Origin of the sequence: Streptomyces sp. NPDC098781 (assembly GCF_044759995.1) — a bacterium.
Classification (GTDB): domain Bacteria; phylum Actinomycetota; class Actinomycetes; order Streptomycetales; family Streptomycetaceae; genus Streptomyces.
In genome coordinates, this window is the sequence record NZ_JBIWAK010000003.1 from 164,429 (window position 1) to 188,113 (window position 23,685).

A 23,685-nucleotide genomic window follows, 5' to 3' on the forward strand; every position below is an offset into this window, starting at 1 on the left:
GTGAGTGCGGCTGCCCGAGGAACGGACCCGCCACCGTGATCTCTGGGAGACTCGTTCGCCCGGAGCAAGGGGAGGCGTCGTGAAGATCGAAGAGCGCGAATCGGCCCAGAAGTACGCCCAGAGCAAGGGGTGGTCGCTGGAGACGGCCGAGATGTCGTGGCAGGGGATCACCACGTTCATCGACCGCTGGACGAAGCCGGACACGGACACGACCGTCACCGTGGTCTGGGTGCACTCCCCCGATGTGTACGCCCATCCGTACTGGGCCAAGGGACACTGGGAGGCACAGGGCAAGAAGGGCCGGATCGAGTCGATGATGTCGGCGTCGCATGTGAAGGGCGTGAGCCTCCAGCGCGCCCTGGACGGGATGGCCCTCTCCTGATTCCACTCGGCGCCGGTGGTCGCTGACGACGAGGGACTTTGAACTCGCCGATGACAAAGTATGGACGCGCTCGGCGAAAGTCCCCTACGGTGTCGGCGCAACCGCACGAGTAACACCTCTGCGCGCTCCCCGCCCAGAGGTAACTCGACCGGAGTGCGATCCGGCGGCCTCCGGTCCGTTCTGGAGGACCGATGCATCAACGGTTGTTCCGCCGCGCCCGAAGACGACTCACCCCCCTGCTCCTCGGATGCTTCCTCGTCGGAGGCGTGTGGACAGCGCCCTCGTCCGCCGCCGCTCCAGCCTCCGCTGACATCCCACCCCAGGAACCGGGAGTGACCCTGCGGGTGTTCGACACCCAGGTGCCGCTCAGCAAGCTGTGCACGCTCAAGCCGGGGCAGACCCCGAACCACGACAAGCTGATGCCGACCGTGGACTGGTCCACGACCGGCGACTTCGGCGGCTTTGCCGACAACTTCTCGGCCGAGGTGTCCGGCTACCTCGTCATTCCCTCCGACGGGTCCTACACCTTCCGCCTGACCAGCGACGACGGCTCCCGCCTGACCATCGACGACCGGACGGTCATCGACCACGACGGACTGCACGGAGCCGAGCCCAAGGACGGATCCGTCCAACTCACCGCCGGGTCCCACCCGTTCCGCATCGACTACTTCGAACGCGGCGGCGAGCAGCGCCTCGCGCTGGCCTGGAAGCCACCGTCCGCGAGCGACTTCACCACCGTGCCGAGCGAGGCGCTGAGCACGGACGCCGGAGTGGTCCGGGTCACCGCCCCGGGACGCAAGGAGTGCGAGTCGGGAGCGGACACCCCGGGCGACGGTCTGCCGCTGACCGACGTACGCCCCGACCTCACCCTCACCGACCTCCGCCCGGACGGCTTCGAGCCCCAGGTCACCGGCATGGACTGGCTGCCCGACGGACGCCTGGCCATCACCACCTGGGGCGGCTCACAGACCACCACCGGCGAGGCGTACCTCCTCGACAACGTCACCGGCGACACCAGTCGCGACAAGGTGACTGTGAAGAAGGTGGCGAGCGGGCTGCGCGAGCCCATGGGCATCAAGTACGTCGACGGCTCGCTGTACGTCTCGCAGAAGCACGAGCTGACCCAACTGGTCGACAAGAACCGGGACTTCGTGGCCGACGAGTACCGCACCGTCGCCACCTGGCCGTACGGCGGCAACTTCCACGAGTTCGCCTTCGGGCTGCTCTACCGCGACGGCTACTTCTACGTGAACCTGTCCGTCGCCATCAACTACGGGGGCGCGACCACGACTCCGCAGCCGGCACCCGGCCGTGGGACCACGTACAAGGTCAGCAGGAAGACGGGGAAGATCCAGCCGGTCGCCGGCGGTCTGCGCACCCCCAACGGCATCGGCTGGGGCCCCGGCGGCGACATCTTCACCACCGACAATCAGGGCGGCTGGCTGCCCGCGTCCAAGCTCGTGCACATCAAGCAGGACCGCTTCTTCAACCACTACACCGAGCCCTCGGGCCCCTTCGACGACCGGTCGGTCACCGAACCGGTGCTGTGGCTGCCGCAGAACGAGATCGCCAACTCCCCCAGCACCCCGCTGTACTTGACCGAGGGCCGGTTCGCCGGGCAGATGCTCCTCGGTGACGTCACCTACGGCGGACTCCAGCGCGCCTACCTGGAGAAGGTGAAGGGCCAGTACCAGGGCGCCGTGTTCCGCTACACGCAGGGACTCGAAGCCGGCGTCAACCGGATCACCATGGGCCCCGACGGCGCGGTCTACGCGGGCGGGCTCGGCGCGGACGGCAACTGGGGCCAGGAAGGGAAGCTGAAGTTCGGCCTTCAGAAGCTGACCCCCAACGGCGGCAACACCTTCGACATCAAGGAGATGCGCGCCGTCCCGGGCGGCTTCGACCTGGAGTACACCCAGCCCCTGTCCCAGGCGACGGCTGAAAAGCTGGCCGTCCGCTACCAGGCCGAGCAGTGGCGCTACACCCCCACGACGGACTACGGCGGTCCGAAGATCGCCGAGGAGCGGCTCGGCATCCGCTCGGCGACCCTCGCCGAAGACGGCCGCACGGTCGCTCTGCGCCTCGACGGGCTCAAGCCGGGCCGAGTCGTGCACGTCCGTTCCCCGCGCCCCTTCGCGTCCGCGTCCGGTGACACGTTGTGGAGCACGGAGGCCTGGTACACGCTCAACGCCCTGCCGGGCAAGCAGCCGCCCCCCGCGACGCAGTACGAGGCCGAGGAGGCGCGGCTGACCGGGACCGCCGGGATCAACAAGGACCACACCGGCTACTCGGGCAGCGGCTTCGTCGACCGTTACGGCACCGAGGGCAAGGCCGCCACCACCTTCGACGTGACTGTCCCGAAGGCCGGCGACTACGACGTCAACCTGCGCTACTCCAACGGGCCCAACCCCTTCCAGGGCACCAAGTCCCTCTCCCTGTACGCCAACGGACAGAAACTGAGACAGACCGAGCTCGCCTCGACCGGCGACTGGGACACCTGGTCGACCCGGACCGAGCGGGTCACCCTGCGCGCCGGCAAGAACACCGTCACGTACCGCTTCGACTCCGGTGACACCGGCCACGTCAACCTGGACCTCATCACCGTCCGGCCGCACGGCACCCGGATCACCCTCTTCGACGGCACGGCCGCCTCACAGAGCCAGTGGCAGCACACGGACGGACGTACCGTGGAATGGCCGCTGACCGACGAGCGGTCGATGGAGGTGTGCTGCGGGGACCTGCGCACCAAGGAGGCCTACCAGGACTTCAAGCTGCATGTGGAGTTCCGTGTCCCGCTGCTGCCGGACGACGTGACCGGCCAGGACCGCGGCAACAGCGGCGTCTACTTCCAGGACCGCTACGAGTTGCAGATCCTCGACTCCTTCGGTGACACCACGCTCGACACGAACGAAGCGGGCGCGATCTACCTCAAGAAGGCTCCGGACGTCAACGCGGCCACAGCGCCGGAGACTTGGCAGACGTACGACATCACCTTCCGCGCGGCCCGCTTCGACGCCGACGGCACGAAGACGGCCGACGCGCGGGTCACCGTCGTCTGGAACGGCAAGAAGGTCCACGACGACATCACCATCGACGGCCCGACCGGCGGCGGCCGACCGGAGGGTCCGTCAGCCGGAGCCATCCGCCTCCAGGACCACGCCAACAAGGTGCGCTACCGCAACATCTGGGTGGAGCCGCTGAACTGACCTGAACAGAACCGCGAGGAACGGGGGCGCGTCCACGAGGCGGTGGGCGCCCCCCTGCACCTCACCGAGCGGCGGGCCGGCCCCCGGAAAATCCACGAGCCATCCGATCCCAGGTCGACCAGGATGTCCCCGTGGATCACCTCCTGCGCGGACTCGCCGCCAACCCGTCGCTGCCACCCGAACTGCTCGACCGGCTCATCGCCGTCGCGGACACCGACCTCAGCGGCGACCTCGCCGAACGCGCGGACCTCACTCCCGCGCAGCTGACCACACTTGCCGCCCGCGGTGACGAGATAGCCGTCCGACTGGCGTACGACGGCCGGGTGAGCGCCGACGACATCGATCCCGCCACCCAGCCGTACGCCGCGCTCGCCCTCCTCGACGAAGGGACCGGCCGGCCGGAGTGGACACCCTTCCTCGCGGCACACCCGTCCACCCGGTGCCGGGAGAAACTCGCCGCCTGCCCCGACCTGCCACCCGACGTCGTACGGACACTCGCGGCCGACGCGGACATCCAGGTGGTCGCCGAACTCGCCCTGTGGACCACCTTTCCCGACACGGCCGCCTCGCTCGCGCGGCACCCGCACGCCGAAGTCCGCCGTGCGGTGGCGGCCAACGACTCGACACCGCCGGCCGTGCTGGAGATGCTGATCAGCGGCGAAGGGCTGGAGCCCGCCCGGCGGTGCCTGGTCTGCGACCAGGTGGAGACGCCGTTCGTACACGAGCGGTCCTGCGCACGGCCGCACTGCGATCTGCCCTCGGGAGCCGCCTGCGACGGTTCCCACCAGTCGACCGTGCACGAGATCCAGCGCATGGCGCTGCTCAACCCGGCCACGCCGGTCGACGCGGCCGTCCCCTTCGCCGACCACACCTCGATGCTGCTGCGCAGCGCCCTCGCGACCCGAACCGACCTGCCGTCCCGCGTGGGCACACACCTGGCCCAGGACCCCACCCCCGGCGTCCGGGCCGACCTCGCCGAGAACCCCTCGATCGACGACGCCTTGATCCGTACGCTCGCCGCCGACCGAGGCCATGATGTGCAGCGCAGACTGGCCCACAACCCGAACGTGCCGCTCGACGTCCTGACCGACCTGGCCCGCACGACCAGGATCGGCCCCACGCTGCTGCCGCGGATCGCCGCCGCCTCCCACCAAGAGCTTGCACAGCTGGCGGCATCACCCGATCCGGCCGTGCGCATGCTCGTGGCCCAACGACGGGATCTGCCTGCCGCGATCCGCGACACGCTGGCCGGCGACACCGACGCCAAGGTGGCCAAGTCCATCGCTCCCCACCCGGGCCTCTCCGACGCACACCTGCGCGCGATGGTCGCCCGCCACGGGGTCCAGGTGATCGCCAGGGTGGCGGCCAACCCCGACGTCTCCCCCGCCCTGCTGGAAGAACTGACCCGGCACCAGCCACCGGCCCAGAAGGTCTTCCGCGAAGCAGCCCGGCACCCTCACACCACAGCCCCCGCCCTACTGACCTGCCTCACCGACCACCGAGCCCGCCCCCTGGCCGCCGCCCACCCGAACCTGCCCCCAACCGTCATCGCGGAGCTCCTCACGGACAACGACGATCGGGTGGCGGAGGCGGCGGCCGCGAATCCCACGCTGGATCCAGGCGTTATGGCGGACCTGACGCCTTGCTGACGAAAGGCACTGTGACCCTGTCGGCCGAGGCGCGGTTCGACGCTCGGGATGCGATGCGGCGACAGGGCCATGACGTGTTGTCAGACGGGCGGCCAGTTGCGCAGCGCCGCATCGGCCACTGGCTGGAGTTCGGAACGGGTGGCGCCGCCGGCGGCCTGGACGGCGATGCCGTTCGCCACGGTCATCAGGTATCGGGCCAGCAGCTCCGGGTCGGCGCCGGGGGGCAGGTCGTTCTCGTCCACGGCCCGCTGGAACCGCTGACGGAGGCGCGTAAGGGCGTCGTCGCGCCAGGCGTTCAGGGTGTCCTGGGCGAACCGGCCGGAGTCACCGGCCGCCAGTGAGCCCTGGACACCGAGGCATCCGGCCGGGCAGTCGGGTCGGGTGGTCGTGCTGACCGAGCCGGCGAGGAACGCCGTGGCCACCTCCCGGGCGCTCGGCTCCTCCAGCGCGCGGGCCGCATAGGAGGCGGGGCCTTCGGTGTAGCGCTCCAGAGCCTTGCGGAACAGGTCGTCCTTGTTGCCGAAGGCCGCGTACATGCTCTTGCGGGTGATGCCCATGGCATCGGTCAGGTCGGTCAGGCTGGCGCCTTGGTAGCCCCGCTCCCAGAAGACCATCATCGCCCGCTCCAGGGCCTCTTCGGCGTCGAAGCTTCTCGGTCGGCCGATCGGCGCTTTCGGGGTGATCTCCACAGCCTCACTCTACCACTTCGATACCGATCGGTGCAGAAGTGCTACGGTCTGGTTCTGCACCGATCGGTATCGAAGTTTCGGGAGTTCAAGCAATGGGACAGCTCGAAGGCAGGACGGCCGTCGTCACTGGCGGAAGTACGGGAATCGGCCTGGCCACCGCGGCGCGGCTGGCGTCCGAAGGCGCTCATGTGTTCATCACCGGCCGGCGAGAGGACGCACTCGACCGGGCCGTCGAGTCCATCGGTCCCGCGGTCACCGCAGTGCGGGGCGACATATCCGAACCTGCCGACCTGGACCGGCTGTACGACGCGGTCCGTGACCGCGGCCAGGGCTTGGACGTGCTCTTCGCCAACGCGGGCACGGCCACGCTCGCACCGCTCGCGGAGGCAACGGAGGAACAGTTCGACCAGATCTTCAGCGTCAACGTCCGGGGCACGTTGCTCACGGTGCGGAAGGCGCTTCCGCTGCTCAACCATGGCGCCTCGGTGGTCCTGAACGACTCCATCCGCGCCGACGACGGTCGGGAGACCTTCGGGCTGTACGCGGCTTCGAAGGCAGCGATCCGCTCCCTCGCCCGGACCTGGGCCAACGAGCTGAAGGACAGCGGCATCCGGGTCAACACGGTCGCACCGGGCGCGATCGACACCCCTGGAGTCGACATCGCCATCGGCGAGGAGAACGCGGCCGCCATCAAGGCGGAACTCGCCGAGGGAGTGCCGATCGGCCGACGGGGACGCCCGGAGGAGGTCGCCTCCGCCGTGGCTTTCCTCGCCTCTTCGGACAGCAGCTTCATGCTCGGCACCACCCTGCACGTCGACGGCGGCGAGAATCAGTTCTGAGCCCCACGACTCCGCCTCCAGGACGCGGAATGCTGATCCACGACCCGGCAGCGGTCCGCAGGACGCCCGGGCCGCGGCGTTCGCAACCCCACTGCTCCGCTCCGCCGAATCCCCGACACCCGCGCGACCTACTGCGGCGTGCCCATGGTTACCGCGGTGGTGCAGCCGTCACGATCGCCTTGTCACACGTTCGGCCGCGCCCTACTGGAGGCTCGCATGTCCGACAGTGCCCCCGAGCCCCGTCCCGCCACCGCGAAGGCCGTCCCCCTGGGCACCGGTGCCCGTCGATGGCTCTTCCGCCCGCCGCGGCGCCACGGCGAGGTCGACACCGGTCGAAGTGTCAGTTTCCTCGAGCTCTTCTACGACCTCGTATACGTCGTTCTGGTCGGCCAGGCGGCCCACACCCTCGCGGAGCACTTCACCTGGCGGGGCACGGCAACGTTCGCCGTGGTCTTCGGGCTCATCTGGATCGCCTGGCTGAACGGCACACTGTTCTACGAACTGCACGGCCGCGAAGACGGCCACACCCGCTCGCTGATCTTCGTGCAGATGCTGCTGCTGTGCCTCATGGCCGTCTACGTCGGTCACGCCGACGGCGACGACGGCCGCACCCTCGCGGTCCTCTACGTGCTGCTGCTCGCCCTGTTGAGCTACCAGTGGTACTCCGTCTACCGGCAGGACCTGCCGGAGCTGCGCCGAACACCCCGCCGCTATTTGATCGTCATGGTCGGGGGCATCATCATGATCGCCGCTTCGGTACCTCTGTCCACCGACGCCCGTCTGATCCTCTGGGCCGTGTTCGTCGTCGCTTGGTGCACGGTGGAGTGCGTCATCCTCATTTCCTGGCGCAGAAGGCCGAGCTATCAGGTGGTGACCGAACCCATGGTCGAGCGCTTCGGGTTGTTCATCATCATCGTGCTCGGCGAGGTCGTCATCGGAGTCGTGAACGGGCTCACGGACACCGAACGCAGTGCGCTGGTCACCACCACGGGCCTCCTCGGGCTCGCCATCGGCTTCGGTTTCTGGTGGAACTACGCCGACCTGGTGTCCCGGCGGATGCCCCGCGAGAGCGGGCATTCCCTGGCGACCTGGATCTTCACTCATCTGCCGATGGCCATGGCCGTGGCCGCGGCCGGCGCGGGAATGGTCGGCCTGGTCGAGCACGCCACGGAACACCGGACCCCGACCGCCGTGAGCTGGCTGATGGGCGGGTCCGTGGCCGTCATGCTGATCACCACCGTGGTGCTTCTGCCCACCCTGGCCGACTACGACCGCTTCCCCGCCGTCTACAAGTCGGTCCAGGCCGTGCTCGTCGTCGCGGCCGTCGTCGCCCTCGTCGTCGGCTGGGCCCGGCCCGCCCCCTGGCTCCTCGCTCTCATCCTGTTGCTCCTCCTCACCGCGACCTGGGTTTTCGCCTTCGTTCGATGGCTGAGTCAGGGCTCTCTCATCAACGAGACGTCAGCCGACTGACCCCCTCGCGCCCCGCTGCCCGGGGCCGGACAGTGCGATCACATCGTCCGCCCGCTCCGACCGGCTTCACGTCTCCGCCGCCGGCGCGTACGCCTCCTCCTCCAGCCCGAAGGTCCACGCCACCCCGGCTCGCGCCGTCCGCGTCGAGGGCGGTACCCGTAGCCAGTAGGTGCGCCGCGTGCCGTCCGGCTCAGGGGTGGAATTGATGACCTCCACCATGACCACCGGCTCGTCGTCCACCAGGTCGATGCGCCAGAGGGTGCCTGTCTCGTCCTGGTGGAGGGGGCGGGCACCGGAGTCGGCGAGGTAGCGGTCGTAGCCGTAGTACTCCAGCATCACGCGCCGGAGTTCGGCGTTCTCCTCGGCGCGGATGCGTTCCGGTGTGAGGGTGGACAGTTCGGCGAGGAAGGCGGCGGGGACGGGCATGCCGCGCCAGGCGTGCAGGGCGAACCCGTCGGGGTAGGCGAGGGCCGGGCCGTCGCCGTGGTCGAGTCGGCCGGCCTCGTCGCGGTGCAGGGCGACGGGCCGCTCGGAGAGGACCGCCACCCGGGCGTACGGCCACCACCAGCCGGCGTTGCGGCAGACCGTCGTCAGTGCGTCGAGGTGGCCGTCGGCGGCCGGGAAGGCGGCGAGCCATGGCGCGTCGTGCTGTCCGAGGACGGCGTCCAGGAGGAGCAGCCGGATCTCGGCGGCTTCCTTGCCGGTGTCACGGCCGGCGAGTTCCTCGATGACGCCGCCGCGGATGCGGTCGACGAGGGCCTGGGTGGAGTCCCAGAGCCGTCCGCCTGTCGCCGCCCAGTGCGCGGACCAGCCCCCGGCACCCAACTCGGTGTGCAGGGAGCGTCTTTGCCGGGCCCAGGGGGCGTTGCGCACCGCGTCCCGTACGCTCGGCCCCCGGTCCGGCAGCTCGTCCCGGAGCAGGGTGACCGCCGCTCGCGGCGAACCCACCCACACCACGCGCTCCGGTTCGGCGAGTCCCGCCAGCCGGTAGGCCCGGCGGACGCCGTCCTCGGCGGCGGCGCGATCGGCGGGGCCGGTCGCCGAGGCCCACGCACGCCAGGGCCCCAGTTCGCCGGAGGCGATGCTCTCCACCCCCTCGGTCCTCTCGATGTCGGTCTCTGACTCGAAGTCTGTCGTGGTCATCTGCTGCCCCTCCACCCTGGTTCTGTCCACCTCTTGTCCCGTCCGGCCTTCGCCGTTCAGTCCGCCACGATCCGCACCGATCCGGGCACGTACTCTCGTTGCCGGATCACCCGGTACCAGCCCTTGGGCAGCGCGATCGCCGCGTGCTCCTCGTGGACGACCCGGCCGCCCTGGGGCAGGTGCAGCAGCAGCGGGCCGAACGGCCCCGGCTCACGTATCAGTTCGCCCGGGCCGACGATCGCGTGAGCGTGGCCGGTGACCTCTCCCAGCGCCAGCACGAGCCGGCCCCGCCCGTCTCGCCGCTCCCGGGGGGCGTGTGCCACATGCGCCGGGACCGCGTCCTGCGTCACCGGCACGATCAGCACGTCTCCCTGTCGGTACATGGCTGTCCCCTCACCGCCGGGTGCACCGCGCACCGGCCTCATGAACACGACGTTAGGGGGCACCACTGACAACGCCCCGAATCCCGCCCCGCCGCACGCCGTTGTCAGTGGCTGTTGGTAGAACTTCCGACATCACAGACCGCACACTCTTCCTCCTCGGGAGCGGCCGCATGACCATCGGTGACCACCTCGACCTGTTCCACGGGCTGCCCACGCACACCTTTCCGGGCCCGGACGCGACGACGGACGACCTGCCCGAGCCGGACTCCGTCGCCTGGCGGATCACGAGCGATGTCTACGACGCCGACGAGGAGTGGCAGAAGGCGTTCTCCCGTTTCTGCGCCGCCGTCGACACCGCTCGGGTGCGGGCGCTGATAGTGGGGGCCTGGCAGGAGGCGTACGACTCCGACCCGTCCCCCGTCATCGAGGCTCTGCTGGCCGCCCGGGACCGCTTCCCCGCGCTGCGTGCGCTGTTCCTGGGTGACATGGTGATGGAGGAGTGCGAGATCTCCTGGATCAACCAGACGGACGTGTCACCGTTGCTCGCCGGGTTCGAGGCGTTGGAGGAGTTCGGTGTGCGGGGCGGGTCGGGGCTGGAGTTCACGGCCCTGAGCCACAGCGCGCTGCGCAGGCTCGTAGTGGAGACCGGCGGTCTGCCCGCCCAGGTCGTGCGCGGCATCGGCGCGAGTGACCTGCCCGCCCTGGAGTTCCTCGACCTGTGGCTCGGCACGCCCGACTACGGCGGCGACAGTGAGGCTGCCGACCTGGAGCCGATCCTGTCGGGCGCGCGGCTGCCGCGCCTGCGTCATCTGGCGCTGCGCAACAGTGAGATGCAGGACGCGGTGGCCGCGGCGGTGGCCTCCGCGCCCGTGGTGGAGCGCCTTGAGGTGCTGGATCTGTCCATGGGGGTGCTGACCGACGAGGGCGCCGGTGCGCTGCTGGGCGGTCAGCCTCTGACCCACCTGAGGAAACTCGACCTGCACCACCACTACCTCAGCCAGCCGGTCGAGGAGCGGGTGCGCCAGACGTTCGGGGCCGTGGGCGTCGAGGTGGATCTCGATCGCGACGACGCGGACGAGGACACGGAGGACGACGGCACGGTCTGGCGTTACGTCGCGGTGGGCGAGTGAGCACACCCTCCCTGGTCCCGCCGGTTTCCCGGCCCGCCGGGTCGCGGTTCGCCGTGGTCGGCAATCCCGAGAACCGGCGGGTGTCCCTCTTCGCGGACGCGGTGCGCGCGGCCGGCCTGCCCGGCCCGCGCGTCGTCCCCTGGAGGGACGTGCTGCGTGACGGCGGGGCCGACTTCGCCCCGGACGAGATCGTGCGGGTCGACTCCCCCGGCGAGAATCCCGAGGTCGACCGGCTGTTGCGGGGCGCGACGGATCCCACCCGGGTCGAGGGTTCGGCTCACTGGTATGCCCGGTTCACCGCCGCGCTGCGCACCCTGCGCGGCGGCGTCCGTCTCGACGACCCCGACGATCTGGCCGTGCTGTTCGACAAGCGGGCCTGCCACGGCGTGCTCGACGCGGCGGGTGTGCCGGTGCCCGCCTCGCCCACCTCGGGGCCGGGCGGGGCTCCGGTACGTGGCTGGGACGACGTACGGGCGCTGATGCGCGAGCACCGTATGCCACGGCTGTTCGTCAAGCTCGCCCACGGGTCGTCGGCGTCAGGAGTCCTCGCCGTCGAGACGGGCGGCGGGGGCCGGATCAGGGCCACCACATCCGTCGAACTCGCCCCGGACGGAACGCTGCACAACTCCCTCCGGGTGCGTCGCTACGACAGCGAGCGGGACATCGCCACCATCGTCGACGCGCTCGCGCCGGACGGGCTGCACCTGGAGCGCTGGGTGCCCAAGGCGTCCCAGCAGGGCCGGGCCGCCGACCTGCGGGTGGTCGTGGTGGCCGGCCGGGCCACGCATGCCGTGGTGCGCACCAGCCGTACGCCGCTGACCAATCTGCACCTCGGCGGCAGCCGCGGCGACCTCGCCACCGCCCGGCACGCCGTCGGCGGGGCAGGCGGCCGCTGGGCCGACGTACTGGAGGTGTGCGAGCGGGCCGCGGCCTGCTTCCCGCGCACCCTGTGCGTGGGCGTGGACCTGCTGCCGGCGATCGGCTGGCGCAGGGCCTTCGTCGGCGAGGTCAACGCCTTCGGGGACCTGCTGCCCCGGCTGACCGGCCTGCCCGGCAGCGGCGCGGAGGGCCTGGACACGTATGCCGCGCAGGTGGCGGCCGCTCTGCGCGCACCGGCCCCGTCCGGCCCGCTCCACCAGCACAGAACAGGAACATCCCATGCCTGAGCCAGACATGAACGAGGTCGTCGGCCACGACGACATCCTCCTGGTCACCCTCGACACGCTGCGATATGACGTGGCCGTCGAGCTGGCGGCCCAGGGCCGGATCCCGCATCTCGCCCGGCATCTGCCCGGCGGTCGTTGGGAGAAGCGGCACGCGCCGGGCAGTTTCACGTACGCCTCGCACCAGGCGATCTTCGCCGGTTTCCTGCCCACACCGGCCGAACCGGGGCCGCATCCGCGGCTGTTCGCGGCGAGCTTCGCGGGCAGCGAGACGACGGCGGAGGGCACTTTCGTGTACGACACCCCGGAGTTCGTGTCCGGGCTCGCCCAGCAGGGCTACCGGACCGTCTGCATCGGAGGCGTCGGCTTCTTCAACAAGCAGGGCCCGCTGGGCACCGTACTGCCCGGGCTCTTCCAGGAGGCGTACTGGGAGCGGGAGTTCGGCGTGACCTCGCCGCACTCCTTCGAGACCCAGGTGGCCCGCGCCGAGAAGGTGGTCGCCGATCTGCCCGCAGAGCAGCGGCTGTTCCTTTTCGTGAACGTGTCCGCCCTGCACCAGCCCAACTGGTTCCACCTGCCCGGCGCGACCCGTGAGGCAGGTGACACCCGCGAGACGCACGCGGCCGCCCTGGAATACGTCGACCGGCACATCGGGCGGCTGTTCGCCGCCGCGAGTTCCCGGCGCCGCTGCTTCGCGATCGTCTGCTCCGACCACGGCACCGCCTACGGCGACGACGGCTACACCGGTCACCGCCTCGGCCACGAGTCCGTGTGGACCGTGCCGTACGCCCACTTCTTCCTCGACTCCGCCAAGGCGCCGCGATGACCACCGCCCAGCTCACCAGCCCGTACCAGCACTACGTCTACGCCTACCCGCACAAGACGGCCTACCGGCGGCTTCCCGACCGGCCCGCGCTGAGCTCTCTGTGGGCGGCGCAGGACAAGAGCGCCCTGGCCCTCTACCTGCACATACCGTTCTGCGAGGTCCGCTGCGGCTTCTGCAACCTCTTCACCCGCATCGGCGCCCCCGACGGTCTGACCGGCGCCTACCTCGACGCCCTCCAGCGGCAGGCCGGCGCCGTACGGGAGGCGCTCGGTGACAGCGAGCCGGTGCGGTTCGCCACCGCCGCCTTCGGCGGGGGCACCCCCACCTTCCTCACCGCGGCCGAGCTGGAACGCCTCTGCGACATCGCCGAGCAGGGCATGGGCGCCGACCTGCGCGCGATCCCGCTGTCCGTCGAGGCCTCCCCCGCCACGGCCACCGCGGACCGTCTCTCGGTCCTGGCCGAGCGTGGCACCACCCGGCTCAGTCTCGGCATCCAGAGCTTCGTCGACTCCGAGGCCAGGGCCGCCGTACGGCCGCAGCGCCGCGCCGATGTCGAGGCCGCGCTCGCCCGGATCCGCGACACGGCCATCCCGGTCCTCAACATCGACCTCATCTACGGCATCGACGGCCAGACCGAACAGACCTGGCTGCGTTCCCTGGACGCCGCTCTGGCCTGGCGACCGGAGGAGCTGTACCTCTATCCGCTCTACGTCAGGCCCCTGACCGGACTCGACCGTCACCGTGCCGCCGCGGAGGGCCCCGATCCGCACTGGGACGCCCAGCGGCTGCACCTGTACCGCGCGGGCCGCGACCACCTGCTCGCCCAGGGCTACACCCAGCAGTCGATGCGGATGTTCCGCCGAACGGACGCTCCGCAGCAGGGTGCCGACGACTACGCCTGCCAGAGCGATGGCATGATCGGCCTGGGCTGCGGGGCCCGCTCGTACACGGCCGACCTGCACTACTCCTTCGACTACGCGGTCGGCATGCACGAGATCCGCGGGATCATCGACGACTACGTCGCCACCACCGACTTCACCCGCGCCGAGGTCGGCTACCGCATGGACCCGCACGAGGCGCGCCGCCGCCACCTGTTGCAGTCCCTCCTCCAGGCCGAGGGCCTGCCCGTGGACGACTACCGGGCCCGCTTCGGCAGGACTCCCCTCGACGACTTCGGCACGGAACTCCGTCGCCTGGCCGACCGTGGCTGGCTGGTCGAGCCCGCCTCCGCACACCTGCGGCTCACCCCGGAGGGACTCGCCCACTCGGACGCCGTCGGACCCGAGCTGTTCTCTCCTGCCGTCCAGGCCGCCATGGCCGCGTACGAGAGGAAGTGACGCGTCCGCCATGGATCTGACCGTCCTCTACCGCGGCCCGCTCGCCTCCTGCGACTACGACTGTCCCTACTGCCCGTTCGCCAAGCGACGCGACTCCACCGCTCAACTGCGCGCCGACCGGGCCGCCCTGGAACGCTTCGCCGGCTGGGCGGCCGACAGCGACGACCAGTTGTCCCTGCTGTTCACGCCCTGGGGTGAGGGCCTGGTCCGCTCCTGGTACCGGCGCGCGCTGACGGAGCTGTCGCACCTGCCGCACATCCGCCGCGTCGCCATCCAGACCAACCTCAGCTGCCGCACCGACTGGCTCGCCGACGCCGACCCGGAAACCCTTGCCCTGTGGTGCACCTACCACCCGGGCCAGACGCCCTACGACCGCTTCCTGGCCAAGTGCCACGACCTCGCCGACCGGGGGATCCGCTACAGCGTCGGCATCGTCGGTCTGCCCGAACACCTGGATGCGGCCCGCCGCCTGCGCGCCGAGCTACCGGCCCAGGTGTACCTGTGGATCAACGCCGCCGAGGGCCACACCTATCAGGATGCCGAGGCCGACGACTGGACCGCGCTCGACCCCCTCTTCCCCTACAGCCGCCACCCGCACGCCAGCGCCGGGCTGCCCTGCCGGACCGGGGAGTCCGTGATCTCGGTCGACGGTGACGGCACCGTCCGCCGCTGCCACTTCGTCCGAGCCGAACTGGGCAACCTCTACGACGGCTCCTACCGCGCCGCCCTGCGCCCCCGTCCCTGCCCGTTGAAGGTCTGCGACTGCCACATCGGTTACGTCCACCTCGAAACCCTGCCGCTCTACGACGTCTTCGCCGGCGGAGTGCTCGAACGCGTCCCGGCCCGGCCACCCGAGCCGCGGCGCGCCCAGGCCGTGACCCTCACACCTCGGACCGGCCACGGCATCCTCGACTGACGGCAGGACCCCTGGACAGGTTCGCGCGGGCGTGCTGTCATGCCAACGACCCGAATTTCTAACGTTGTAGAGATGGAAAGACGGTAGGACGACAACGTTGTCCGGGCCCTTGGTCCCCTTCCGGAAGGCAGGCGTTCCCCATGTCCCTCAGCAGACGGGCACTGCTCGGCGCGGGCTCGCTCTCGCTGGGAGCCGCCGCTCTCGGCTCCCCGTTCGCCGCGGTCGCGGCCGCGGCACCCTCTCCGTCGGCGGAGACGCGCGTACCCGACAGGTTCCGCAGGCTTCGGCCCGGCAGCGTCACCGCCCGTGGCTGGCTCGCCGGGCAGCTCCGGTTGCAACTCGACGGTCTGTGCGGTCGCTTCGAGGCCGGGTCCCACTTCCTGGACTTCTCGGCGACCGGCTGGGTGCACCCCGAGCGCAATGCCTGGGAGGAGGTTCCCTACTGGTTGCGGGGCTACATTCCGCTGGCCGTCGCCACGCGTGATCCCGGCGCGCTGGCCAGGTCGCGCGAGTGGGTGGACGCCATCCTCGCCACACAGCAGAGCGACGGGTTCTTCGGACCGCGCGCCTTGCGCACGTCCCTCAACGGCGGCCCCGACTTCTGGCCCTTCCTGCCGCTGCTGCAAGCCCTGCGCAGCCACGAGGAGTACACCGGCGATCAGCGCGTGGTGCCCTTCCTCGTCCGCTTCCTCCGCTTCATGAACGCCCAGGGGCCCGGCGCCTTCAACACGAGCTGGGTGTCCTATCGCTGGGGCGACGGCCTGGACATCGCCGTATGGCTCTACCGCCGTACGGGGGAGACGTTCCTGCTCGACCTGGCGGCCAAGATGCACACCCACGGGGCCGACTGGACCGGCGTCACCCCGAGCCGGCACAACGTCAACATCGCGCAGGGGTTCCGTGAGCCCGCCCAGTACGCCCAGTTGATCGACTCGGCGGACCTCACCCGGGCGACGTACCGTGCCTACGACTCCGTCATGGCCGAGTACGGCAGGTTCCCCGGTGGCGGGATGGCCGGTGACGAGAACTTCCGGCCCGGCTTCACGGACCCCCGCCAGGGCTTCGAGACCTGCGGCATCGTCGAGTTCATGGCCAGCCACGAGCTGCTGACCCGGATCACCGGTGATCCCGTGTGGGCGGACCGCTGCGAGGAACTGGCGTTCAACATGCTCCCCGCGTCCCTCGACCCGCACGGCAGATCCATCCACTACATCACCAGCGCCAACAGCGTCGACCTCGACAACCGGACCAAGACGCAGGGCCAGTTCCAGAACGGCTTCGCCATGCAGGCCTTCCAGGCCGGCGTCGACCAGTACCGCTGCTGCCCCCACAACTACGGCATGGGCTGGCCGTACTTCACCGAGGAACTCTGGCTCGCCACCCCCGACGGAGGCCTCGCCGCCGCGCTGTACGCACCCAACTCGGTCCGCACCCAGGTCGCCGACGGTACGACCGTGACCGTCACCGAGACCACCGACTACCCCTTCGGGGACACGGTCACCCTCACCGTCTCCACGCCGCGCCCGGTGCGCTTCCCCCTGCACCTGCGCATCCCCGGCTGGTGCCAGGGCCCCGATGTCCGCGTGAACGGCGCCGCGATCGCGGCCTCGGACGGCCCCTCCTGGGCGCGCGTGGAACGGACCTGGCGCGAGGGAGACGTCGTCCGCGTCCGCTTCCCGCAGCGGACCCGGCTGCGCGGCCGGCCCGGTCAGCACGGTGCCGTGAGCGTCGAGCGAGGCCCGCTCACCTACTCCCTGGACCTCGGCGAACGCTACGAGCGCACGGGTGGAACGGACACCTTCCCCGCCTACGACGTCCACGCGACGGTTCCGTGGAACTACGGCCTGGTCCCGGACACACACCTCACCGTCACACGGGCCGGTTCCGGTGTGCCGGACCAACCCTTCACTCCCGAGGCCGCGCCCGTGCGGATCTCGGCGCAGGCCCGGCGCATTCCGGAATGGATCGCGGACGACGAACACGTCGTCGCCCCGCTCCAGGACAGCCCGGCCCGCAGCTCCGCCACCGTGGAAACGGTCACCCTCATCCCCTCGGGTGCGGCCCGGCTTCGCATCACGTCCTTCCCCACGGCCGCCCCCGACGGCAGGCAATGGATCCCGGAGCCGCCCTTCCGCCGTCTCGCGAACAAGCACAGCGGCAAGGTCCTCGCGGTGGACGGGATGTCCACGGAGAACAGCGCCCGTGTCGTGCAGTTCGCCAACACGGGTACCGGCGACCACGCCTGGCAGCTCATCGACAAGGGCGACGGCTGGTACCTGATCCGCAACGGCCACAGCGGGAAGGTCCTCGGCGTCGACCACATGTCGACCGAGAACAGCGCCGTCGTCGTGCAGTTCGAGGACAACGGCACAGCGGATCATCTCTGGAGGCTGATCGACAACGGCGACGGCTGGTACCGCGTCCTCAACAAGAACAGCGACAAGGTGCTGGGCGTGGACCGCATGTCGACCGCCGACAGCGCGCAGGTGGTCCAGTTCGAGGACAACGGGACCGCCGATCACCTGTGGCGATTCGTGTGAGGGGGTGAGAGGGCGAGCGCCCTGTCAGCGGGAACGGCTCACAACGCCTCCCCCGCGGCAGGGACGCTGATCAGCTCCACCATCCGCTGCACGACCTCCCCGGGCAGCGCCGGATTGCGGGCGGCGGTCTCCGCCTCGTCGGCGTCCAGCAGCAGCCGGGTGAGGATCCGTACCGGCAGCCGGGGATGCACGGCGGCGGCATGGCGGACGCGGTCGTGCGGGTCGTCCAGCAGCAGTGCCGCGGTCATCGGTGACAGTCGCGGGTCGGTGGCGGCCCGGTGGCGGACCTCGTCGCTCGGGTCGCGGCTGAGCCGTTCCACCAGTTCGGGTGTGGACAACGGGTCGTCGAGGGCCAGTCTGCGCATGCGCGGGTTCGGGTCATCGGCGTACCGCAGCAGGCCCTGGCGGGGGAAGTTCGGGTGGCCGCGCGGGCGGTCGGGGGTGCTCAGGCTGCCGGTCCACCACTGCCACACCCGCATGAGCATGTCGGCCGGCGCGTCGTCGCAGGACTCGGCCAGGAAGAGCTGTACGACGCGATCCTCGTCGCGGGCGAGGCGATCGACGACGTCCGGCGGAAGGCGTCGGGCGCGAGCCACGCTTCTGCGGACGAGCGGGTGGGAGGAGGCCGCCAGGCGGCGCATGGCATCCGGGTCGTCGTGCAGCGCCACGATCCAGGTGAGCTCGTGGTGGTGGATGCCGGGGTCGAAGTCGATCCGGACGGCCGCCCGTTGGTCCTCCGTCAGGTCGGCGCGTATCGACACTTCGAACCGGACCGCCGGGTCCGGATCATCGCCGAGCAGGGCGACCAGGTCCGCGTCGAGGCTGTGGTTGCGGGCGAGTGCCCGGCGCACGTCGTCCTCGCCGTGGCGCGCCAGGTGTGCGGCGAGATCGTGCTCCAGTCGACAGTCCTCCAGTGTCCGGGGTTCGACATCCAGGGTGTCGTACGCCGAGCGGGAGATCGGGTGCTCCCGGTGATGCCGTAGTCGGGCCGCGCCGCGCACCTTGGCGTCCGGGTCGGCCATCAGCGCCTCGCGTGCTCGGGCGTCGAGGTACGGCCAGGCGGCGTGGCAGGCGACGTAGCGGACACCTGCGTCCGGGTCGGCGGTCAGTGCGGCCACCGAGGAGACGGGCAGATCCCTCAGGCGGGCGGCTTCGGAACGGATGCGGGGGGACGGGTCGGCCGCGAGTCTCCGGCAGGTGTCCTCGTCGAGTTCGGCCCGGCGGTCCGCGGCCAGCAGGGTGAGCACCCAGCGACGCCGCTCGTCCTCCTCGCCGAGGATCACGCGGGACCACTGCTGCGAGGTGATGTCGGGCTGCACCTCGGCCGCCAACGCCCGCAGTTTCCAGTTCGGGTGAGCCAGGATCGCTTCCACTACCTCCGCGGGCATGGGGCGGTACATGGCGTGGTGGGATCTCTCCAGCAGCCGCGGAAGCAGGTCCGCCGGGATGGCCTTGTTGAGCGAGAGGCCGAGTGCCCAGGCTTCCAACAGCCTGTGCGTGGGCTCCCGGCCCTCGAACAACGATCCCCAGGCGGCCGCCCGCTCCTCGGCAGTCTCCGCGGCCGCCGCCCGCGCCTCCCTTTCCCGCCGTTCCCCCAGCCGGTCGACGGCGACGAGCGACACCTCACCGTCCCCGGTGGTGGCCCCCACCAGGCAGTGCCCGTCCTGCGACATTGTGACGAACTCCGGCTGCCCACGCCTCTCCCCCAGCGCACCGGCCAGGTCCCAGCTGTCGGTGAGCCGGACCCTGAACCAGCGGCCGGTGCGGTTGGCGGGGAAGTCGATGAGGAACACCTCGTCCGCACCGAAGATCCCCACCTCGGACGCCGACCGGTACCACTGCGCGTTGACCTCCGCCGCGAGATCGTGCCGCTCCGCCGCGACGACCACGGTCGGTTCCTCCCCGCCGGCGACGACGTGCCGCCACGCGAACGACGGCGGCACCACCTCCTGCACCGGCCACTCCCCCACGACCGACAACCCGGCCCGCGCCAGCAGTTCGACTGCCCCGTCTCTCCCACCCATGAGCACGATCCTGCCAGGCTCGCCGCCCGGCCCACGGCGCTCCCGTCGATCGTCACGGGACGGCCTTAGCCTTGGCTTGTGCACGGCCGCTGCCGAGACGGCCGGTCCGGCGTCCGGGTCGCGAGGTGACCGAGGTGAGTGAGGGGCCCATGGGTTTGCCCGGTATTCAGTCCTCGTCCCTTCAGACGATCGGCGGGACGCCGCTGGTGCGCCTGCGCCGTGTCGTGCCCGAGGGGGCGGCCGACGTTCTGGTCAAGGTGGAGGGAGGCAACCCCACCGGGAGCTACAAGGACCGGATGGCTCTGGCCATGATCGAGGGCGCGGAACACCGTGGGGTGCTGGAGCCGGGGCAGCGTGTCGTGGAGTTCACCGGCGGCAGTACGGGGTCCTCATTGGCCTTCGTCTGCGCGGTGAAGGGGTATCCGCTGTCGGTGGTGACCTCGGATGCGTTCGCACCGGAGAAGCTGCGCACGATGAGGGCGTTCGGCGCGGACGTGACCGTGGTGCCCAGCGACGGGGGCCGGATCACGTCCGACCTCTTCGTGCGCATGCGCGAGGAGGTCGACCGGATCATCGAGCGCGAGGGCGCCTTCTGGACCGATCAGTTCCACAACGTGGACGCCCTCACGGGCTATGCGGTCCTCGGGCGCGAGATCCTCCAGCAGACCGGCGGCGACGGTGTGACCGTGGACGTGTTCTGCGCCGGCGTCGGCACAGCCGGAATGTTCGCCGGCGTCGCCGCATCGCTGCGTGAGGGTGGTCCGGTACGCACCGTCGCTCTTGAGCCGACCTCTTCGCCCATGCTGACCGCCGGTACGGCCGGACCGCACCGGGTGGAAGGAATCGCCACCGGAATCGTCCCGCCGCTGCTCACGGAGGGCTCCTACGACGAGGCCCGCGCCGTCGACGAAGAGGAGGCCCGTCGGCTGGCCTTGCCGCTCGCTCGTCGGGAAGGCGTCTTCACCGGCACCTCCGGCGCGCTCAACGTCGCCGGGGCGCTTCACCTGGCCCGCGAGGTCGGAGAAGGGCACGTCGTGGTGACCGTCGCCCCGGACACCGGGCTCAAGTACCTCACGGGCGATCTGTTCATCGACTGACGGGCCACCGCCCTCCTGCGCCGCCAGGAGGGGGTACGTGTCGTCTGCCGTCCGGGTGGGCCTTCCGGGGAAAGCGGTGGCGGAGGCAACCTGTCGGCCGGCCGCTGTCGGGCGGGCGGCGATAATCGGCCAGGTGAGCAGCGACTACCGCGGCGAGTCGAGTCAGCCGCTGTCCAGCCAGACCCGGGCCCGCTGGCGGACGTTCGTGCAGACCGAGACGGGCAGCGCCGCGTTGCTGCTGGCAGCCGTGGCCGCGGCCCTGCTGTGGGCCAACGTCGATGCGCATTCCTACGAAGCGGTGTGGGGAGCGCACTTCACCATCGGCTTCGACACCCACCACCTCTCGCTGGATCTGCACGAGTGGATCAACGCGGGGTTGATGAGTCTGTTCTTCTTCGTGGTCGGTCTGGAAGCGCGGCGCGAGTTCGACATGGGGGAATTGCGGGACCGCCGCTGGGTGATGCTCAGCGCCGTGGCCGGCGTCGGCAGCATGGTCGTACCCGCGGCGATCTACATCGCGATCAACGCCGGTCGTGACTCGGTGCACGGCTGGGGCACGGCGATGTCGACCGACACCGCCTTCGCCCTGGGCATCCTGGCCGTGTTCGGCTCACGGCTGCCGGCCTCCCTGCGCGCTTTCCTGCTGTCGATCTCCGTGGTCGACGATCTGCTCGCGCTGCTGGTGATCGCGGTCTTCTACAGCGAGGGCATCCGGGTGGCGGCTCTGCTGGTGGCGCTGGGCGGGCTGCTGCTCATCGGTGTGGTGCGGTTGGCGGGCATCCGGAAGGGCGCCTACTGCGCCGTGCTGTCCGTGGTGGTGTGGGTGGCGCTGTACGAGGCCGGGGTCGATCCCGTGGTGACGGGGCTGGCCGTCGGGGCCCTGGTCGTCGCCTATCCGGCGCCGCGCGGCGACCTGGAACGGGCGAGCCGTCTGTTCCGTCTCTTCCGCGAACAGCCCACCGCGGAGTTGCAGCGCTCCGCGGTACAGGGACTTGCCGCGGCGATCTCCCCCAACGAGCGCCTGGAGCAGAAGTTCCTGCCCTGGGTGAGCTACGGCATCGTGCCGCTGTTCGCGCTGGCCAACGCGGGCATCGAGCTGAGTGCCGCCAAGCTGGAAGAAGCGTTCACCTCGCCCATCACGTTGGGCATTCTGTGCGGCTGTGCGGCGGGCAAGGTGATCGGGATCGTGGGTTCCATGGCGGGAGCGCGGCTGCTGACGGGTGGTCGTCTGCGCCCCAACGTGGGCTGGGGTTCCGTCACCGCGGGCGGAGCCATCGCGGGGGCGGCCTTCACCGTCTCGCTGCTGATCGCGTCCCATGCCTTCGAGGGTGAGGAACTGGATCAGGCGCGGATCGGTGTCCTCGCCACCCTGGTCGCCGCGTTCGCGCTGAGCTGGGCGGTCTCCGGCGTCATCAGACTGCTGCCCGAGGCCCGCAGGGCACGGGCCCTGCTGGGCACGAGCGGCACCCTCACGGATCTGGCGGTGGCCGTCGACGTCCGCCACGACCGGATCCGCGGGCCCGAGGACGCGGCCGTCACGGTGGTGGAGTACGGCGACTTCGAGTGCCCGTACTGCGGACTGGCCGAACCGGCCGTGCGGGAACTGCTGGGCACGGACTCCGACGTCCGTTACGTGTGGCGGCACCTGCCACTGACGGATGTGCACCCCGACGCGGAACTCGCGGCCGAGGCATCCGAAGCAGCCGCGCGGCAGGGCAAGTTCTGGGAGATGCACGATCTGCTGCTCGCACGGCAGGACGCCCTCAGCGGCGAGGACCTGGTGCGGTACGCGCGGGAACTCGGCCTGGATGTGGCGCGGTTCCGAGCCGACCTGGAGCGGCGCCGGGGCGCGCGGCGCGTCGCCGAGGACGTGGATTCCGCGGACTTGAGCGGGGTGTCGGGTACGCCCACGTTCTTCATCAACGGACGGCGTCACAAAGGCGCATATGACGTCGCGGCCCTGACACAGGCGGTCGAGCAAGCCCGCCGGCAGGTGCTGGCCACGCAGGCCGGACCGTCGAAGCCGGCAGAGTGAGCCCTGTCGTCCGTTTCCGGCGACATGCCCTCCGCTCCCACTTCATGCCGAAACGTCAACTACGAGGCTGCGTAAGCCCGTTGCTTTCAGGCCATGGTCCGCGGAGGCCTTGATCAAATCCGCTACCAGTTTGGAAGTTCCTGTGGGATCTTGATGGGCGGCCTGCGGACGTCATGTGACCAAGCGTGCCATGTATCGGTCAACTCGGCGTAGACATCCGTACCCGAATGGCGAGATATGCCGCGCTCGATGCGGCACGGAGAAGAAGGATCCGAGGTGGTGTGTGTGCACGGCATACGCAGATGGGGGCCGGCGGCGGCTGCCCTGACGCTGCTGGCGGGAGCCTTTCAGGGACTCCAGGCATCTCCGGCAGTGGCGGCCGACTGCTGGCGAGCCAGCTGCTCGGGCAAGGACCCCATTCAGATGGGGTGTGACGACGACGCCCAGATTCTCCAGCAGGTGACCGAGCCGGACGCGTCGGTCGTGGTGCGGCTGATGTGGTCACCGAAGTGTCAGGGTGTATGGGCGAAGGTCGCACGCGATCTCGACACCTCACCCGACTACGTGTACCTGACGCTGTGGGCGACCCGTGATCCGGACGGCGGCATTCAGCGGCCCACCACGACAAGCGTTCTGCCCGACGGTGTGGCAGGCGCCTACACCGTGATGGAGAACTGGAAGACCACGACGGCGAAGGCGTGCTGGAACGACGTCGGGCCGCTGTTCGACCCCATGCCGTTGAGGTACATCATCAACAACCCCACCGCCGCCGAGGACAAGCCGGTTGACGCGAGCTTCCCGACCACACACGGCAGCTGCACGGATTGGTTGTGAGGAAGACCATGCGTAGAAGAGG

The 23,685-nt window shown here is 70.3% G+C and carries 18 protein-coding genes; 14 read left to right on the forward strand and 4 right to left on the reverse strand.

Annotated elements, in window-relative coordinates:
- Window positions 1-79: 79 nt before the first annotated feature.
- From ACIQWG_RS12655 to ACIQWG_RS12665, 3 genes are all read left to right on the forward strand, one after another.
- Window positions 80-382, forward strand: coding sequence for a hypothetical protein (locus tag ACIQWG_RS12655; RefSeq protein WP_404093918.1), 303 nt, complete (start codon window positions 80-82; stop codon window positions 380-382).
- Between the two features lie 191 nt (window positions 383-573).
- Complete coding sequence (locus tag ACIQWG_RS12660) at window positions 574-3,588, forward strand: family 16 glycoside hydrolase (protein ID WP_404093920.1); 3,015 nt, start codon at window positions 574-576, stop codon at window positions 3,586-3,588.
- Between the two features lie 131 nt (window positions 3,589-3,719).
- A complete protein-coding gene (locus ACIQWG_RS12665; RefSeq protein ID WP_404093922.1) occupies window positions 3,720-5,237 on the forward strand; it encodes a hypothetical protein in 1,518 nt (505 codons plus the stop codon).
- A gap of 80 nt (window positions 5,238-5,317) precedes the next feature.
- Here the strand turns inward: ACIQWG_RS12665 and ACIQWG_RS12670 are convergent, their stop codons facing one another.
- Window positions 5,318-5,926 (reverse strand): TetR/AcrR family transcriptional regulator, encoded by a 609-nt coding sequence (locus ACIQWG_RS12670; RefSeq protein ID WP_404093924.1) that lies wholly within the window; start codon window positions 5,924-5,926, stop codon window positions 5,318-5,320.
- Window positions 5,927-6,018: 92 nt separating this feature from the next.
- On the opposite strand from ACIQWG_RS12670, the gene ACIQWG_RS12675 reads away from it, so the two are divergent.
- Both ACIQWG_RS12675 and ACIQWG_RS12680 read left to right on the forward strand, forming a co-directional pair.
- Window positions 6,019-6,765: an SDR family NAD(P)-dependent oxidoreductase gene (locus ACIQWG_RS12675; RefSeq protein WP_404093926.1), complete on the forward strand. Its 747-nt coding sequence runs from the start codon at window positions 6,019-6,021 to the stop codon at window positions 6,763-6,765.
- Between the two features lie 216 nt (window positions 6,766-6,981).
- The gene (locus tag ACIQWG_RS12680) at window positions 6,982-8,235 is read left to right on the forward strand and encodes a low temperature requirement protein A (protein WP_404093928.1); all 1,254 of its coding nucleotides are present in this window, start codon (window positions 6,982-6,984) and stop codon (window positions 8,233-8,235) included.
- 66 nt (window positions 8,236-8,301) lie between these two features.
- Here the strand turns inward: ACIQWG_RS12680 and ACIQWG_RS12685 are convergent, their stop codons facing one another.
- Both ACIQWG_RS12685 and ACIQWG_RS12690 read right to left on the reverse strand, forming a co-directional pair.
- Window positions 8,302-9,378 carry a DUF6745 domain-containing protein gene (locus ACIQWG_RS12685; protein ID WP_404093930.1) on the reverse strand — a complete coding sequence of 359 codons (1,077 nt, stop codon included), beginning with the start codon at window positions 9,376-9,378 and terminating at the stop codon, window positions 8,302-8,304.
- Between the two features lie 56 nt (window positions 9,379-9,434).
- Window positions 9,435-9,761: a hypothetical protein gene (locus ACIQWG_RS12690; RefSeq protein ID WP_404093933.1), complete on the reverse strand. Its 327-nt coding sequence runs from the start codon at window positions 9,759-9,761 to the stop codon at window positions 9,435-9,437.
- 170 nt (window positions 9,762-9,931) lie between these two features.
- On the opposite strand from ACIQWG_RS12690, the gene ACIQWG_RS12695 reads away from it, so the two are divergent.
- The 6 genes from ACIQWG_RS12695 (at window position 9,932) to ACIQWG_RS12720 (ending at window position 17,673) form a co-directional block, all read left to right on the forward strand.
- The gene (locus ACIQWG_RS12695; protein ID WP_404093935.1) at window positions 9,932-10,891 is read left to right on the forward strand and encodes an STM4015 family protein; all 960 of its coding nucleotides are present in this window, start codon (window positions 9,932-9,934) and stop codon (window positions 10,889-10,891) included.
- Window positions 10,888-12,057 (forward strand): STM4014 family protein, encoded by a 1,170-nt coding sequence (locus ACIQWG_RS12700; protein ID WP_404093936.1) that lies wholly within the window; start codon window positions 10,888-10,890, stop codon window positions 12,055-12,057. The genes ACIQWG_RS12695 and ACIQWG_RS12700 overlap by 4 nt, the downstream gene beginning before the upstream one ends.
- Window positions 12,058-12,064: 7 nt before the next feature.
- The gene (locus ACIQWG_RS12705) at window positions 12,065-12,880 is read left to right on the forward strand and encodes an STM4013/SEN3800 family hydrolase (RefSeq protein WP_404095813.1); all 816 of its coding nucleotides are present in this window, start codon (window positions 12,065-12,067) and stop codon (window positions 12,878-12,880) included.
- A complete protein-coding gene (locus ACIQWG_RS12710; RefSeq protein ID WP_404093939.1) occupies window positions 12,877-14,217 on the forward strand; it encodes an STM4012 family radical SAM protein in 1,341 nt (446 codons plus the stop codon). Before ACIQWG_RS12705 ends, ACIQWG_RS12710 begins: the two co-directional genes overlap by 4 nt.
- 10 nt (window positions 14,218-14,227) lie before the next feature.
- Window positions 14,228-15,133: an STM4011 family radical SAM protein gene (locus tag ACIQWG_RS12715; protein ID WP_404093941.1), complete on the forward strand. Its 906-nt coding sequence runs from the start codon at window positions 14,228-14,230 to the stop codon at window positions 15,131-15,133.
- Window positions 15,134-15,273: 140 nt separating this feature from the next.
- A complete protein-coding gene (locus ACIQWG_RS12720) occupies window positions 15,274-17,673 on the forward strand; it encodes a beta-L-arabinofuranosidase domain-containing protein (protein ID WP_404093944.1) in 2,400 nt (799 codons plus the stop codon).
- Window positions 17,674-17,711: 38 nt separating this feature from the next.
- Here ACIQWG_RS12720 and ACIQWG_RS12725 read toward each other — a convergent pair whose 3' ends face one another.
- Window positions 17,712-19,697: a PE-PGRS family protein gene (locus tag ACIQWG_RS12725; protein WP_404093946.1), complete on the reverse strand. Its 1,986-nt coding sequence runs from the start codon at window positions 19,695-19,697 to the stop codon at window positions 17,712-17,714.
- A gap of 134 nt (window positions 19,698-19,831) precedes the next feature.
- On the opposite strand from ACIQWG_RS12725, the gene ACIQWG_RS12730 reads away from it, so the two are divergent.
- The 3 genes from ACIQWG_RS12730 (at window position 19,832) to ACIQWG_RS12740 (ending at window position 23,663) form a co-directional block, all read left to right on the forward strand.
- Window positions 19,832-20,794: a PLP-dependent cysteine synthase family protein gene (locus ACIQWG_RS12730; protein ID WP_404093948.1), complete on the forward strand. Its 963-nt coding sequence runs from the start codon at window positions 19,832-19,834 to the stop codon at window positions 20,792-20,794.
- 133 nt (window positions 20,795-20,927) lie between these two features.
- Window positions 20,928-22,829, forward strand: coding sequence for a Na+/H+ antiporter NhaA (locus tag ACIQWG_RS12735; RefSeq protein ID WP_404093951.1), 1,902 nt, complete (start codon window positions 20,928-20,930; stop codon window positions 22,827-22,829).
- Between the two features lie 249 nt (window positions 22,830-23,078).
- Complete coding sequence (locus tag ACIQWG_RS12740) at window positions 23,079-23,663, forward strand: DUF2690 domain-containing protein (RefSeq protein ID WP_404093953.1); 585 nt, start codon at window positions 23,079-23,081, stop codon at window positions 23,661-23,663.
- Window positions 23,664-23,685: the final 22 nt, after the last annotated feature.